Origin of the sequence: Blattabacterium sp. (Mastotermes darwiniensis) str. MADAR, from assembly GCF_000233435.1 — a bacterium.
Taxonomy (GTDB): Bacteria; Bacteroidota; Bacteroidia; order Flavobacteriales; family Blattabacteriaceae; genus Blattabacterium.
The window spans coordinates 148,970-165,234 of sequence record NC_016146.1; the positions used below are offsets into that span (position 1 = coordinate 148,970).

Sequence of the window (16,265 nt, forward strand, 5' to 3'; positions counted from 1 at the left end):
TAAAAAAAAAATAAGTAAAATGAAAATAAGTTCCTATTCTCCGATAGGAATATTTGATTCCGGAATCGGAGGACTTCTTATCGCTAAAGAAATTAAAACCCATATGCCTAATGAATGTATTATTTATTTTGGAGACACAAAAAACATGCCTTATGGAGATAAATCTAAAGAATTTATTAGAAATCATTCCATAAAAATTGCTTCTTTTCTTTATAAAAAAAAATGTAAAGCTATAGTAATAGCTTGTAATTCTATAACTTCTAATGCTTTAGATTTGATTCAAAAAGAATTTTATAAAAAAATATTAATATTTAATGTTATAGATCCAATAGTAAAAAATAAAATATTTCTTTCTTCCAAAAAAATAGGAATAATAGCTACACCTGCTACTATACGTTCCAATTTTTATCAAAAAAAAATAAAAAAATATTTTCCTCATTTAGAGATTATTCAAATATCTACAGCTTTATTAGCTGTAATCATTGAAAATGGATTTGAAAAAAAAAAGATAAATTCCATAATCGAATACTATTTGAATCATTTTCAATCAATAGATACGCTATTATTAGCTTGCACTCACTATTTATTCCTAAAAAATAAAATCGATAATTTTTATCATGGAAAAGTTCGTTTAATAAATATACCAAAAATCGTGGTTCAAGAAATAAAAAATAAATTATTAGAAAATAATTTATTGTGTCTTCATCCAAAATGGAATAACCCTACAGTTTTTTATACTACATCTAATTCTATTTCTCCGTTTTTTAACGAACAGGTTAGAATTCTTTTTGGGGAAAAAATTTTATTTAAAAAATATTTTTTTAACTTATTCTAATTTTTACAGAACTTATTCTATCAAGTAATTTTTCTTTATATATTTCCCAATCTAAAATAGGAGTCTTCGCTACTCCAGAATCCATTGCGGCTTTAGCTACAGCAGTGGATACACGAGTAATTAACCGATTATCAAAAGGTTTGGGTATAATGTATTCTTTTCCAAAAGAAATATGTTTTTGATTATAAACAATGTTTATCTGTTCTGGGACAGGTTCTTTTGCTAAAGTTGCTATAGCATGAACAGCTGCTAATTTCATTTCATCGTTGATAATACTTGCATGAACATCCAATGCCCCTCTAAAAATATAAGGAAATCCTAATACATTATTAACTTGATTAGGATAATCACTTCTTCCAGTAGCTATAATAACGTCCGGACGGACTTTTACAGCTAAGTTATAATCTATTTCAGGATCCGGATTGGCCATAGCAAACACAATGGGATTCTTGGACATACTTCTTAACATATCTGGAGTTAATATTCCACCTATGGATAATCCTATAAAAACATCCGAATCTTTAATTGATTCTTCTAAATTTTGAATAAAAGATGTGTTTATTGCAAATTCTTTCTTTTCTTTATTTAAATCTTTTCTTGAAACATGTAATAAACCCTTACTATCAAACATAATTATATTTTCAGGTTTCACTCCAAGTTTTTTATAAGTTCTTGCACAGGAAATAGCAGCAGCTCCAGCTCCATTAATCACCATTTTTATATTATGTATTTTTTTTCCAACATAGGTTATAGCATTCAGCAATGCTGCTCCTGAAATAATAGCAGTTCCATGTTGGTCATCATGCATTACTGGAATATTCAATTCTTTTTTAAGTCTTCGTTCTATTTCAAAAGCTTCTGGAGCTTTTATATCTTCTAAATTTATTCCTCCAAAAGTTGGAGCAATAGATTTTACCACATCTATGAACTTGCTAGGATCAGATTCATCAATTTCTATATCGAATACATCAATTCCAGAGAATACTTTAAACAGAAGAGCCTTTCCTTCCATGACAGGTTTAGATGCCAAAGCTCCAATATCTCCAAGACCTAACACAGCTGTTCCATTAGTAATAACAGCTACAAGATTCCCCTTAGATGTATATTTATATACTTTTCTAGAAAAACGAGCTATTTCTTTGCAAGGTTCTGCTACTCCTGGAGAATATGCAAGAGATAAATCCCTTTGACTACTGTATTTTTTTGTTGGAGATATTTGTATTTTTCCAGAAGGAAATTGACTATGATAATTTAGAGATTCTTCACGAAGACTGTTGATGTTTTTTCTCATTCTACTAAAAAATATTAAATATACAGATAAAAAAACATTAGTATTCCCAAAATAAATCCTTCTCAAAAAAATATCTTTTTCTATCAGATTCCCATCTAATTATAAGTTTATAATATCCTCTTTTTAAAAAAGATTTAGGAATAAATAATACTTTTTTGGAATCTTTCCAAATATTAAAAGACTGTCTCACATCTAAATCCTTGGACGAAGATCGTAATAAAGTAAAAAAACCATGGATATTATCCAAAATTTTTGGAAATGTAATTCTAATTCCAGAAGATAAAAGAACTATTTGAATTTTATTAGGAAGTTTTGATACATTTTTTTTCTCATTTATAATTTCTTGATATCTCATTTCTTCTTCATAATACCTATCGGATACAAGTTCACTTTCCACATGAGGAAAAAAAAACGCGATATAAATAATGAAAATTATAAAAAGAACCAAAGATAAAACTATCCCTTTTTCCCATATAAATTTAATTTTCATAATAGTTAATTATTCCAATTCATGATTTTTTTTCCTTGAGGATCCTTGTGGTTAATAGGTTTTTTTAATTTTGTATTGATAAAATAAACATAACTGGATATTTTCTGAATATCATTCCCTTTAATTTCTCCTGATTGACCAAAAGCACGCATAGTAGGATTATTCTTACTCCCATACCAGATAATAGAAAATATATTTTTAAATAAATCTTTTTCCATTATGTTGATCCAATAATCATCCGTTAAGTTAGGACCTATATTTCCACTTCCATCAGATTTATGACAAGTGGCACAATTTTCTTCAAAAAGAGTCTTTCCACTATCAACAAATTTTGCATTAAAAGAAGAATTTTCTATAGTTACTTGTGGCATACTTTTCTCAAACCTTTCTATTTCTTTTAACTGATTTTTATAAGATATTTCATACTCCTTATAAGGATTAGAAAAATCTATTAGTAAATAAGAAAAAAAATAAATGAAGGAAAAAACAATTGTAATAGAAAAAAGATGCATCCACCACATCGGTAATTTATTATCTAATTCTAGAATTCCATCAAATCCATGATCTATTTTTTTTACCCCTTGATTTATTTTTTTAGGATCATGAAATAGAAATTTATAGATTCTATAAAAATAATTTCCTTCATTCTCTTCAATAATTTTACGTCTTTCTTCCTCTGTAAGAAATTTTAATTTTTTTCGGTATATTAAATTATCAATGGAATCTAAAATAAACAACAATATAATAATAACAATAAAAAAGGATATAGTGACTGGATGAACTATGTACGAACTATTATCGATACCAAACAAAACATAGAACATGAATATTAGAACTGATAAAATAGAAGGAATCATAATAAAGGAAGAAATTTTTGATCTCATATTTTATTTTTTTTCTTTTCCTTCTAAAGGAAGAATACTTATTTTTTTATAATACTTTTTAGATTTTGAACAAACAACAAATAAAATGAAAAAAAAAGAGAAAAGAAAAAGAACTAACATAATGGATTGAAATATCCCTATATATTTTTCCGTTGTAAAATATTGTTTAAAAAAACTTATCATTAAATTAAGATTTAATATCTGTCCCTAAACGTTGTAAATAAGCAATTATGGCTATAACCTCTCTTTTTTCCAAAGGAATAAACTTATCTTTTTCCATTTTTTTCTGTCTATCCATTTCTTTCTTCAAACTTGGATATTCCTGATAGATATCAGCGACAATCTTACTAGCTTGAATATCCATATCATGATATACATTTTGTATGTATTCAAAAGTATATGGAACTCCTAATTTTACCATAGCTTTTATTTTTTTTTCTGTTTTTGACCTATCTAATTCATTAAAAATTAGCCAAGGATATCTTGGCATGATAGATCCAGGAGAAGTGGAACGAGGATTATACATATGGTTGAAATGCCATGAATTAGGATTTTTTCCTCCTTCTCTAGCTAAATCAGGTCCTGTACGTTTAGATCCCCAAAGAAATGGATGATCGTATATAAATTCTCCTGCTTTAGAATATTCTCCATAACGAACCACTTCGTCTCGAAAAGGACGAACTTGTGCACTATGACAGGAATTACATCCTTCTCTTACAAATAAGTCTCTTCCTTCCAATTCAAGAGCTTTATAAGGTTTTATACTGTAAATAGTAGGAACATTAGATTTTATCACTAAAGTAGGAATTATTTCTATAAAACCTCCAACAGCTACTGCTAGGAAAGAAAGAATAGTGAATTGTATAGGTTTTTGTTCTAACCAATTATGAAATTTTTCCTTTTCTTCTATTTTATTATTCAAAGGAATTATTCGAAAAGCTTCATTATTAATAAAATTTCCTTTTTTTATGGTTTTATAGACGTTATAAATCATTATAATAAAACCTAAAAAATAAATTAGTCCACCGATAAATCTTATTTTATAAAAAGGAATAATGGATGAAACGGTATCCAAAAAATTTTTGTATGCTAGGGTTCCATCGGGGTTAAATTTTTTCCACATTCCAGCTTGTAAAATAGATCCAAAATAAAGAGGAAAGATATAAAATATGAGTCCAAATATCCCTAACCAAAAGTGAATATTGGCTAACGAAATAGAATAGAGTTTGGTATTCCATAATTTTTGTGTTAACCAATAAATGATTCCAAAAGCCATGAATCCATTCCAACCTAAAGTTCCTAAATGAACATGAGCAATAACCCAATCTGTAAAATGGCCAATGGAATTTAAAGTTTTAGTTGCTAACATAGGCCCTTCAAAAGTAGCCATTCCATAACAAGTAATTCCTACTGCAAAAAATTTTAAAATTGGATCTTTTTTTACTTTTTCCCAATCCCCTCTTAAAGTAAGTAATCCATTGATCATCCCACCCCAAGAAGGAGCAATTAGCATAATGGAAAAAATAGTCCCTAAAACTTGAGCCCAATTAGGAAGAGAGGTATACATGAGATGGTGTGGTCCAGCCCATATGTATATAAAGATTAAGGACCAAAAATGAATAATAGAAAGTTTATAAGAAAAAATGGGTTGATTAGAGGCTTTTGGAACAAAGTAATACATTAATCCAAGTATAGGAGTGGTTAAAATGAAAGCAACTGCATTATGTCCATACCACCATTGCATTAAAGCATCTTGAACTCCAGCATATATGGAATAACTTTTAAAAGATAGAACATCAATAGGTAATTCAAGATTGTTGAAGACATGCAACATAGCTACAGCAACCCATGTTCCTAAAAAAAACCAAATGCTTACATATAAATGTTTAATTTTTCTTTTTAAAATGCTTCCTATCATATTTATTCCATAAACCATCCAAATACAAAAAATAGCTATATCTATAGGCCATTCATGTTCTGCGTATTCTTTACTAGTATTTATTCCAAGTAAAAAAGTAATCCAAGTAGAAAAAATAAAAATTTGCCATCCCCAAAAGTGTATCCAACTAAGAATATCACTAAATATTCTAGTTTTTAACAAACGTTGTAAAGAATAGTAGGATCCTGTAAAAATAATATTGCCAACAAAAGCAAAAACTACTGTACTAGTATGCAACATTCGCCAACGACCAAAACCCATTATTCCTTGAGAATTTTTCAATTTACTACCTAATAAAAAATCAGGGATATCAGGACAAAATAATAGAATAGCAATAAATAATCCTGCAAAAAATCCAATAATAGCCCAAAATATGGTAGCATATAGAAAAGCTTTTACAATACGATTGTTGTAGTAGTATGTTTCCATTTTCATTTATTTTTTTTCAGAAGTATCATCTATTAACATTCTAATTCTAGGAGATTCATAATCATCAAATTGACCAGAATAAAGACTAATTAAAAAAATTATAAGAAAAATACCTCCTAAAGAAATACTAGACAATATCATAATAATTAATATATCCATATCATAAATAATTTTCCGTAAATCTAAGATATAAATCTTCTATAAACTAGCCAAGTAGATAGTAGAGAAAAAGTGATGACGGATAAGGAACTCAAAGGCATTAAAACAGCAGCGACAAAAGGTCTTAAATGACCGGTAATAGCAAACGTAATTCCTATGAAATTGTAAAGTAAACTAATCATAAAATTAACCATAACCAATCTAATAGATATTCTGGATATTTTTAAAAACAAAAAAATTTTATCCAAATAATTAGATTGAATAAAAGCATCACAATTAGGAAAAAAGCTAGTTGGTTTTTCTGATATGGAAATTCCTACTTCACTTTGATTTAATGCAGAAGAATCATTTATCCCATCCCCAATCATCATTACTTTCTCTCCACTATTTTGTATTTTTATAACATAATCCAGTTTTTCTTCTGGACTCTGATTAAAAAGTATTTTACTTGATTTTGGGAGAATAGATTCTAAGTATTTTTTTTCTAATTCATTATTATCTCCGGATAAAATAATGATTTTATATCTTTCTTTTAGATTTTTGAATATCTTTTCTATTCCTTTACGATAATAATTTATAAAGTAAAAATAACCTATAAATTGTTTGTTCATAGAAATAGCAACAATTGTTTTCTTATTACAATTATTACTATTTATTGTAACTCCTAAATATTTTGGAGATCCAATTTTAACTAAAACGTTATTTACAATTCCTTCCATTCCCTTTCCTATAATCTCCTGAAAATTTTTTGTAGAATAATACTCTTGTATGGATAATTCTGAAAATATTCTTTTACTTAATGGGTGATTCGAATTTCTTAATAAAGAGGCAATAATTTTTTTATCCTTATCCTTAAGGAAAGGACCTAAAAAAAAAATTTTTTCTTTATCTGGATCTGTAAGAGTTCCTGTTTTGTCAAAAATTAAAGTACTTATTGTGGCAATTCGTTCCATTGTAAAAATATCTTTCACATAAAATCCTTTTTTAGAAAAAAATCGTATGATATTCCAAAGTATAAATGGAGCAGAAAGAACGACAGCACAAGGACAAGTAATAATTAACACAGAAAATACAGTTTGAAATACTTTTGTTGGATCAATAAAAAACCAACATATTCCAGTTGTTATAGAAATGATTAAAACAATAGGAGTAAAATATTGACTAAATTTATTGGATATCGAATTTAAGAGTTTTTTTTTACGAAACCTTTTCTTATTCCATAATAAACTTAGATAACTTTTATCTACTTCTTTAATGACTTTTAAACAAATAGCTTCTCCTTTTTGTTTAGATCCAGCATAAATACGTTCTCCAATTTTTTTTCTTATTAAATAAGATTCTCCTGTAATAAAGCTGTTATCCAATAGAGCGTTTCCTTTTATTAGGATGGAATCTACAGGGATAATTTCTTCATTTCTAATTATTATTATATCCCCCTTTTTTAAGGAGGAAAGTAAAATATTTTCTTCTTGGTTATTATTTTTAATCTTGGATACTGAAATAGGATAAAAAGACTTATAATTTTTTTCAAAAGAAAGTATTTGACTATGAGTATGAACTTGAAACATTTTGCTGATTAGCAAAAAAAAGTAAAAACCCGCAAGACTATCAAAATATCCATATCCTAAATCAAAAAAAACTTCATAACAACTCCATGAAAAAAGTACCAATACTCCAATAGAAATAGGAACATCTATATTAAAAATATGTTTTTTTATCCCTAAAAAAGCGGATTGAACATGATCTACAAATGAAAAGAAAACAATAGGTAAAGAAAGAATTAACATTAAATAACGGAAAAAATGACGTTTTTCTAAAAACCATAGATCTTCCTTGGCTCCTCCTATGTATTCTGGAATGGCTAATAACATAATATTTCCAAAGCAGAAAAAAGAAACGGCTAATTTCCCTATTAATTTTCTATCGAATATTTTTTTTTTTTTTTTTTTTTCTAAAGATTCAAAATTAATAGACGGTTTATAACCGATATTTTTAAGAAATAAGGCCAATTCACTCAATCTTAATTCCCTATTATTGAATGTTATTCCAACTTCCTTACTGGAAAAATCAACAGTAGATTCAAGAATACTTTTATGAATATTGGACAAATTTTCCAAAATAAGGACACATGAACTACAGTGAATGGAAGGTATGAAAAAACGAACGAAAGTAATATCTTCATTTTTAAAATCAATTATCTTTCCTGCAATTTTTTCATCGTCAAGAAAATAAAAACTTTCAGTTTTTTTCATGGTTTCTGAAAAATAGATTTCATTTCTTTTTCCCTATATATTTTTTATATTCTTCCAACGACATCAATTCGTGGTATTCTTTTTTATTCAAAATTTTTATTTGGAGTATCCATCCTTTATCATAAGAATTTTTGTTGATATACTCCGGATGAGACAATAAATTTTTATTAAATTCAAGGATAATTCCTGAAACTGGCATAAATAAATCTGAAACAGTTTTTACCGCTTCTATTGTTCCAAAAACATTTCCTCCTTTTATTTTTGTTCCTACAATGGAATCCTCTATATCCAAATAGACAATATCTCCTAACTCATTTTGAGCAAAATGAGTAATTCCCACGTAGGCTTTTTCATTTTTATTTACAGTCTCCATATCCAATCCTATCCATTCATGATTTTTGCTATACTTTAAATTATTGGGGTTCATTTTATCTATCTTTCTTGTCGGTTTATTTTAATTTTTTTTTTTAAAAAAAAGGAAAATTTTATCTAAAAAATGAATCCAAAAAAAAGAACCGATATGCTCGGTTTTATCTTTTTTTATTTCGATTAAATATTGATCTATTTTTTTTTCTATTTCTCTAGAATTTTCTTTATCCAATTTCCATAAAAAGTACTTCTCTATTTGATGAATTAATCTCTCCGAATAATTTAATGACGTGGCATAACCAGCTTTTTTCAATCCTATAGCCCAAGCTTTATAATCGTTTTTTTCAAGATCAAATAATTCAGAATAACGCGGATTTTTCAAAAACTTTGAATGATCATTAAAAGATTCCCGAACTGAATTGTATTTTCGAAAACATTCTCTTGGAAGATCGTCGTCATGATAATAAATATTGCCCTTCCAATTTCTTCCACATTTTATTCCAAAGTGGTTATTGGCATCTTTAGCTAGAATACTATTTCCCATAGATGATTCTAAGATCCCTTGTCCTAATTTAATACTAGCTGGTATTCCAAATTTTTCCATTTCTTCAACAGCAAATAAAGCATACTTTTTAATATAGATGATAACATCTTTTCTTTCTTTTTTTTCATCCATTGAAAATAGAAAGTGGATGAAAAACAAAAAGTAAAAAAAATTTTTCATTTTTTTCCGTAAAATTACAGATCTTTCGTATAGGGGAATAGATGAATAGATTCAGTCAAAAGTAATGAATGACTTTATTTTCTATTTCCGAAAATAACCGTTCCTAAACGAATAATGGTGCTTCCATATTCTATAGCAATTGGATAATCTTTACTCATTCCCATGGAAAGAACATTGTGTCGATATTTATTTTTACATTCATAATATATTTTATTCAAACCATCAAATTCGTGACGTATTTGTTGAATAGATCCATGAAGAGTTCCCATTCCCATTATTCCAATAATTTTTACATTTTTCATATTTCTATAATTGTCATCTTCCAAAATATCATAGGCTTCTTTATTTGTGATGCCATATTTATTAGTTACATTTCCAATGTTTATTTGTAACAAGCAGTTTATGATACGATTATGTTTTAATGCTATTTTATTTATTATTTGAATATGTTCAATTTTTTGAACACTATGAATTAGATGAATGAAAGGAATTATATATTTCAATTTGTTACTTTGTATTTTTCCAATCATATGCCAACGAATATCCTTTGGTAATTTTTGATATTTTTGAATCATTTCTTGAACATAACTTTCTCCAAAATCTCTATGTCCTATTTTATACAGTTTTTTGATAGAAGATATTTCTTGCTTTTTAGATACGGCTAAAATATTTATGTTTTTAGGAATTGATTTTCTTATAGAAAGAAAACGATATTCGATGTCATTCATGTTTACGAAAATTTTTTTTCAAATTCTTTCATTATAGAAATTAAAAACTGAACACTTTCTAATGGAAGGGCGTTGTATATACTAGCACGATATCCACCTAAAGATCTATGTCCATCCAATCCAACTATATTCTCTTTCTCCCATGTTTCATTAAATTTACTTTCTAAATGTTTTTTCTTTAAAAAAAAAGTAACATTCATGTTAGAACGATCCTCTTTGTGAATTTTGTTTTCGAATAGATTATTTCTATCTATTTCCTCATACAATAATTTTGCTTTTTGTTGATTTTCTTTTTCCAAAATAGAAATTCCTCCTTTTTTTTCTATCCATTCTAAGGTTAACATGGAAGTATAAATAGAAAATATATTTGGTGTATTTAAAATGCTTTTATTTTTGATATGAATTTTATAATCCAAATAAGAAGGGATTTCTTTTTTTATTTTTCCTAAAATTTCTTTTCTCACAATAACGATAGTCATTCCTGCAGAACTAATATTTTTTTGTGCAGAAGCATAGATTAAACCAAACTGACAAAAATCCAATTTCCTACTAAAAATATCTGAGGACATATCACAAATCATTGGTATAGAAGAGATAGGAAAATTTTTCATTTGTGTTCCAACAATAGTATTATTGGAAGTGCAATGAAAATAATCTACATGATCTGGAATGTGGTAATTTTTAGATATATAGGAATAGTTTTTTTCTATTCCTGAAAAAATAATTCTTACTTTTCCAAATTTTCTAGCTTCTTGAATAGCCTTATTAGCCCATATTCCTGTATCTAAATAAGCTGCTTCTTTTTTCATTAAATTATATGGGACCATTGTAAATTGTAAAGTGGCTCCTCCTTGAAGAAAAAGAACGGCATAACCGTCATTTAAATTCATCAATCGTTTGACTAAATTTGTAGTTTTTTCCAATATTTCTAGAAAATCTTTACTTCTATGAGATATTTCAAGCAAAGATAAACCATGTTGATGATAATCTATGACAGCTTGAGCTGATTTTTTAATCACTGTTTCTGGTAAAACAGAAGGACCTGCATTGAAATTATATATTTTCATAATAACTAATTTTTTCCAAAATTAAAAAAATACTGATTGAATTTATTTTATTCTGGAATACAAAAGTTATATTTTTACTCCTAATATCCTCTTTGTTTTCTCTGTAATTTTGAATCTATCATCCAAACGATTTCCTATGACCAAAATAATATTTCCATTTCCATTAACCAATAACCATGTTTGTTCTTTTTCCAAAAAAGAAAATTTTTTATCCTTATAATACTTGCTTAATTTTTTTTTCCCTTTCATATTCAAAGGAAAAAAAAAGTCGCCTTTTCTCCATGTTCTTAATTGTAAAGGAAATTGAATCTTGTCAAAATCTATGAAGGACATATTCTTGTAATTTTCTTTCTTTGGATCCAAAAAAAATTCTATTCTAATTGGCAAAAAGTCCATTATACAACAAAATTTTATATTTTGTATAATATGGACTTTTTTATTTTTTGCTTCAAGAAACTTTTTTTCTACTAAAATCCAATAATCTCTATTTTTGACGATACGATATTTTTTTGATAGTAGTTGTTTTCCAGATTGTGCATGAAGAAGATGTTTTAAATTTTTTATATCACAAAATCCATATGGAAAAAAAAATTTGAATAAATAAAAAGACAAGGGTTGTAAATTTTTTATTTTTTTGCATTCTATTTTCCAAAGAAATGGATTATTTTTTTTTTCCACTGTTATCTCTTGATGGATTCTTTGAATCTCTTTTTCTATAAAAGAATTTTCCTGATTAAGATATTCTATACTTTTTTTAAACCCCTTATAAAATAGATCTGAAAAAGTAGATGAAACCAAACGAATTTTATTTCTTATATATTTTTCATTTTTATTAGTACTATCCAATCTCCATTTTATATTTTTTATTTGAGCATAATGTAAAATTTCTTTTTTAGTAAAATTAGAAAGAGGACGAATAAATTTTCTTTTTTTTCTAGGAATTCCTAACAATCCTTTAATTCCTGTTCCTCTCATCATATTGATAAAAAAAGTTTCTATAGAATCGTTTAAATGATGTCCTAATGCTATATATTCATAATATTTTAATAGCTCCTCAAACCAATCATATCTAAGTTTTCTAGCAGCCATTTGTATGGATAATTTTCGTTTTTTAGAAAAATCCAAAGTATTAAACCGCTTAATATGACATAAAATATGTTTTCTAACACAAAAATTTCTTACAAAAATTTCATCTTCATTAGATTCTTGATCTCTTAGGGTAAAATTACAGTGAGCCACACTTAATGTAATATTAGGAACATTTAGTAATAAATTCAGAAGAACCATACTGTCTACCCCTCCGCTTACAGCAACACAAATATTTTTTTTCTGATTATCAAAGGAAAAATATCTTATGATTTCCTCTAAAAAAAAATGATCATCTAACGTCATAATTAAACGATTAAATATTTTATAATTTCTTGAACTATTTCGTCTTTGGATTTTTCGGTCACATTAATTTTTTTATAAGATTTTTCATAAAAAAAAATTCTTTTTGAGAAATGCTTCATAATAAATTTAAATAATTCATTCTTAGAAAAATGAGATATTAATGGTCTATTCTTTTTTTCTTTATATAATCTTTTAAACAATGTGTAAATATTTGTCTTTAGATAAAAAGTTTTCGAAAATTTGTTTAATAAATAAATATTGTTGTAATAACAAGGAGTTCCACCTCCAACAGATAGAATATATTGTTTATGCTTTTTTAAAATTTTCTGAAGCATTAAATGTTCTATTTTTCTAAAAAATTTTTCTCCTTTTTTTTTAAAGATATTATCAATAGTATCCTGTTCTTTTTTGATCAGTATAGAATCTAAATCATAAAAATTCCATTTCAACTTGTAGGATAAAATTTTCCCTATAGAAGTTTTTCCACAGCCCATATATCCAATTAAAGTTACTCTCATAAAAACATAAAATTTCTAGTATATTTGTAAAGACCTGATAGCTCAGCTGGTAGAGCATTACACTTTTAATGTAAGGGTCCTGGGTTCGAATCCCAGTCAGGTCATTTTTTATTCATTCTTTCTATTTTATTTCTAACACTGTTGGACAATGATCAGAATATGATATTTCAGAAAGTAAATAAGCATTGATCATTTCCTTCTTCAAAGAATGGCTTACCATTGCATAATCAATCCTCCACCCCTTATTATTTTTCTTTGCATTATAACGATAACTCCACCAACTATAATGTCTAGCTTCCTTAACATAATTCCTAAAACTATCGATAAATCCTAAATTTAAAAAATCATTCATCCATTTTCTTTCCCTTGGCAAAAAACCTGAAATATCCCGATTGCGTACTGGATCATGAATATCTATTTTTTTATGGCAAATATTATAATCCCCACAAATAATGAGATTTGGAAATTCTCTTTTCATCTTTTGTACGTAATCAAAAAAATGATCCATGAAATAAAATTTAAAATTTAATCTATTTTTCATATCCTTTCCTGAAGGAATATAAAGACTGATCACGGATATTTTTTTGAAGTCTAAGCGCAATATCCTTCCTTCTTGATCAATAGAATCTATTCCTATTCCATATTCTATATGATCCGGTTTTTTCTTGCACAAAATTCCTACGCCACTATATCCTTTTCTTTTTGTTGAAGGGAACCAATAATGATAATACCCCAAATCATCAATTCTATTGGTTTCTATTTGTTCTGGAAAAGCTTTTATTTCTTGTAAACATAAAATATCTGGGTTGCTTTTTTCAATCCAATTGAACAACCCTTTTTTTATTCCAGATCTAATTCCATTAATATTATAACTAACAATTTTCATAAAAAAAATTTTTTATTAAAAGTAATCGTTCCTAATAACAAAAATGGAAAATAATATTCAAAATAGTTTTTTATATTTGCTCATTAAGAAATCCAGAGAGATTAATAAAAAGCTATAGTATTTATGTAGGTGTAGGATGGATAAACTTAAAATAGCTATTCAAAAATCAGGTCGTCTTTATGAAGACTCCATCAAATTGCTTAAAGATTGCAGTATAGAAGTTAATATTGGAATAGACAAATTAAAAACAACAGCTCTTAATTTTCCACTAGAAATACTTTTTCTACGAGATGATGATATTCCTCAATATTTAGAAGATGGAGTCGCTGATATAGGGATTGTTGGAAAGAATGTTCTTTTGGAGAAAAGAAAAAAAATAAAAATAGAAGAAACTTTGGGATTTGGTAAATGTCGTCTTTCTATAGCTACGCCAAAATCTTTAATTTACAAAAATATAGATGATTTAAATGGAAAAAGAATAGCTACAAGCTATCCATTTTTGGTTAAAGAATTTTTTGAAAAAAAATATATAAAAGCAGAAATTCACGAAATATCTGGAGCTGTAGAAATAGCTCCTGGAATAGGATTAGCAGATTGTATTTGCGATTTGGTTAGCAGTGGGTCCACACTTTTTATGAATGGACTAAAAGAAGTCGAAACAATTCTTCAATCTGAAGCAGTTTTAGCCTCAAATATTCATCTAGAATCTCCAAAAAGTATTATAATGGACAAATTGCTTTTTCGTATTCGATCTGTAAAAAAAGCTAAAAATAATAAATACATTCTTTTAAACGTTCCTAACGAACGATTAGAAAAAATAATATCCTATCTTCCAGGAATTAAAAGTCCAGTTATTCTTCCATTAGCAAATTCAAAATGTAGTTCTGTACATTCTGTAGTCAATGAAAATGATTTTTGGGGTATTATAGAAAATTTGAAATCTCTTGGAGCAAAAGATATATTAGTTCTTCCAATAGAAAAAATTATACTTTAACATATTAACAATAATGGATATTCAAGTATACACACATCCTCCATTTAATACCTGGAAATCTATTATAGAACGACCTAAAAAAGAAGATTTACCAGATGTATCTACTATTATAAATAATGTGAGAATATATGGAGATATAGCTTTAAAAAGCTATACGAATAAATATGATGGCTTGAATATAAGATATATTCAAGTAACGAAAGAAGATATTGATAAAGCCAGTATGAAAATTTCAAATTCTTTGAAAGAATCTATTGAAATAGCATATGAAAACATTCTATGTTTTCATCAAAAACAAATTCATAAAGAATCTAAGATTGAGATTTTACCAGGAGTTACTTGTTGGAGAAAATCTGTTCCTATAGAAAAAGTAGGATTTTATATTCCTGGAGGTTCCGCTCCTTTATTATCCACTGTATTGATGTTAGGAATTCCAGCTAAATTGGCAGGATGCGAAGATATAATTCTATGTTCTCCTCCAAATAAAAATGGATCCATTCATCCTTCTATTCTATATACAGCTAAAAAATATATAGGAATTACACGAATATATCAAGTAGGAGGAGCTCAAGCTATTGCAGCTATGGCTTATGGAACAGAAAGTATTCCTTCTGTATACAAAATATTTGGTCCAGGAAATTCTTATGTAACAATGGCCAAACAAATAGTATCCAAAAATTTAGCTGTTGCTATAGATATTCCTGCAGGACCTTCAGAAAGTGTTATATTGGCAGATAGTACAGCTAATCCAGAATATGTAGCTTCTGATTTTATTTCTCAATCGGAACATGACATGGAAAGTTACATTCTTTTAGTTACTGTAAATGAATATGAATGGATAGAAACAGTAAAAAGTGAATTAAAAAAGCAATTAATCAATCTTTCCAATAATAATAGAGAACATATAATTAAAAAGTCTTTGGAAAAAAGTAAAATGATTATTCTTTCTTCTTTAGAAGAATGCATTAATCTAATCAATCAAGTAGCTCCAGAACATCTTATTATTAATTGTAATAATGCTTCTTATTGGAGTGAAAAGATAAAAAATGCTGGATCTATATTCCTGGGAAATTATTCTCCGATCAGTGTCGGAGATTATGCTTCTGGAACTAATCATGTACTTCCTACATCTGGTTATGCTAAATTTTATAGTGGAGTATCTGTCAATAGTTTTATTAAGAAAATAACTGTTCAAAAAATATCCAAGAAAGGATTGAGAAGTCTTTCAAAATGTATCAATGTATTATCTTCTGAAGAAGGGTTAATAGCTCATCAAAAATCCATTAATATTAGATTAAAAAATTAAAT

The 16,265-nt window shown here is 27.1% G+C and carries 16 protein-coding genes, 1 tRNA gene and 1 pseudogene; 4 read left to right on the plus strand and 14 right to left on the minus strand.

Annotated features, from left to right (window positions below):
- Positions 1-19 precede the first annotated feature (19 nt).
- On the plus strand, positions 20-835 hold the full coding sequence (gene murI / locus MADAR_RS00710; RefSeq protein WP_041178025.1) for a glutamate racemase: 816 nt from the start codon (positions 20-22) through the stop codon (positions 833-835).
- Between the two features lie 13 nt (positions 836-848).
- On the opposite strand, the pseudogene MADAR_RS00715 reads toward murI, so the two are convergent.
- From MADAR_RS00715 to MADAR_RS00775, 13 genes and pseudogenes are all read right to left on the minus strand, one after another.
- Positions 849-2,126, minus strand: a pseudogene (locus MADAR_RS00715) (malic enzyme-like NAD(P)-binding protein); the annotation flags it as partial.
- Positions 2,127-2,163: 37 nt separating this feature from the next.
- Positions 2,164-2,616, minus strand: a complete 453-nt coding sequence (locus tag MADAR_RS00720) for a FixH family protein (protein ID WP_014158622.1) — start codon at positions 2,614-2,616, stop codon at positions 2,164-2,166.
- Positions 2,617-2,621: 5 nt separating this feature from the next.
- On the minus strand, positions 2,622-3,500 hold the full coding sequence (locus tag MADAR_RS00725; protein WP_014158623.1) for a cbb3-type cytochrome c oxidase N-terminal domain-containing protein: 879 nt from the start codon (positions 3,498-3,500) through the stop codon (positions 2,622-2,624).
- A 3-nt stretch (positions 3,501-3,503) separates the two neighbouring features.
- Entirely contained in the window at positions 3,504-3,683 is a 180-nt protein-coding gene (locus MADAR_RS00730) for a hypothetical protein (RefSeq protein WP_014158624.1), read from the minus strand.
- A 4-nt stretch (positions 3,684-3,687) separates the two neighbouring features.
- Positions 3,688-5,874: a cytochrome-c oxidase, cbb3-type subunit I gene (gene ccoN / locus MADAR_RS00735; protein ID WP_014158625.1), complete on the minus strand. Its 2,187-nt coding sequence runs from the start codon at positions 5,872-5,874 to the stop codon at positions 3,688-3,690.
- Complete coding sequence (ccoS, locus tag MADAR_RS00740) at positions 5,875-6,027, minus strand: cbb3-type cytochrome oxidase assembly protein CcoS (protein ID WP_014158626.1); 153 nt, start codon at positions 6,025-6,027, stop codon at positions 5,875-5,877.
- A 23-nt stretch (positions 6,028-6,050) separates the two neighbouring features.
- Complete coding sequence (locus MADAR_RS00745; protein ID WP_014158627.1) at positions 6,051-8,279, minus strand: cation-translocating P-type ATPase; 2,229 nt, start codon at positions 8,277-8,279, stop codon at positions 6,051-6,053.
- Positions 8,280-8,298: 19 nt separating this feature from the next.
- Positions 8,299-8,706, minus strand: a complete 408-nt coding sequence (gcvH, locus tag MADAR_RS00750; protein ID WP_014158628.1) for a glycine cleavage system protein GcvH — start codon at positions 8,704-8,706, stop codon at positions 8,299-8,301.
- A 27-nt stretch (positions 8,707-8,733) separates the two neighbouring features.
- Entirely contained in the window at positions 8,734-9,324 is a 591-nt protein-coding gene (locus MADAR_RS00755; protein WP_014158629.1) for a glycoside hydrolase family 73 protein, read from the minus strand.
- A 122-nt stretch (positions 9,325-9,446) separates the two neighbouring features.
- A complete protein-coding gene (locus MADAR_RS00760) occupies positions 9,447-10,100 on the minus strand; it encodes a YggS family pyridoxal phosphate-dependent enzyme (RefSeq protein ID WP_014158630.1) in 654 nt (217 codons plus the stop codon).
- Between the two features lie 2 nt (positions 10,101-10,102).
- Positions 10,103-11,167: a 3-phosphoserine/phosphohydroxythreonine transaminase gene (gene serC, locus MADAR_RS00765; protein ID WP_014158631.1), complete on the minus strand. Its 1,065-nt coding sequence runs from the start codon at positions 11,165-11,167 to the stop codon at positions 10,103-10,105.
- A gap of 66 nt (positions 11,168-11,233) precedes the next feature.
- Positions 11,234-12,559, minus strand: a complete 1,326-nt coding sequence (gene tilS / locus MADAR_RS00770; protein WP_014158632.1) for a tRNA lysidine(34) synthetase TilS — start codon at positions 12,557-12,559, stop codon at positions 11,234-11,236.
- Positions 12,560-12,561: 2 nt separating this feature from the next.
- Positions 12,562-13,077 carry a shikimate kinase gene (locus MADAR_RS00775; RefSeq protein ID WP_014158633.1) on the minus strand — a complete coding sequence of 172 codons (516 nt, stop codon included), beginning with the start codon at positions 13,075-13,077 and terminating at the stop codon, positions 12,562-12,564.
- A gap of 31 nt (positions 13,078-13,108) precedes the next feature.
- Between MADAR_RS00775 and MADAR_RS00780 the strand changes: the two genes are divergently transcribed.
- Positions 13,109-13,181: transfer RNA gene (locus MADAR_RS00780), tRNA-Lys, on the plus strand.
- Positions 13,182-13,198: 17 nt separating this feature from the next.
- On the opposite strand, the gene MADAR_RS00785 is transcribed toward MADAR_RS00780, so the two are convergent.
- Entirely contained in the window at positions 13,199-13,963 is a 765-nt protein-coding gene (locus MADAR_RS00785; protein ID WP_014158634.1) for an exodeoxyribonuclease III, read from the minus strand.
- Between the two features lie 136 nt (positions 13,964-14,099).
- Between MADAR_RS00785 and hisG the strand changes: the two genes are divergently transcribed.
- Positions 14,100-14,957 (plus strand): ATP phosphoribosyltransferase, encoded by an 858-nt coding sequence (gene hisG, locus MADAR_RS00790; RefSeq protein WP_014158635.1) that lies wholly within the window; start codon positions 14,100-14,102, stop codon positions 14,955-14,957.
- 13 nt (positions 14,958-14,970) lie between these two features.
- On the plus strand, positions 14,971-16,263 hold the full coding sequence (gene hisD / locus MADAR_RS00795) for a histidinol dehydrogenase (RefSeq protein WP_014158636.1): 1,293 nt from the start codon (positions 14,971-14,973) through the stop codon (positions 16,261-16,263).
- The last annotated feature ends 2 nt before the right edge of the window (positions 16,264-16,265 follow it).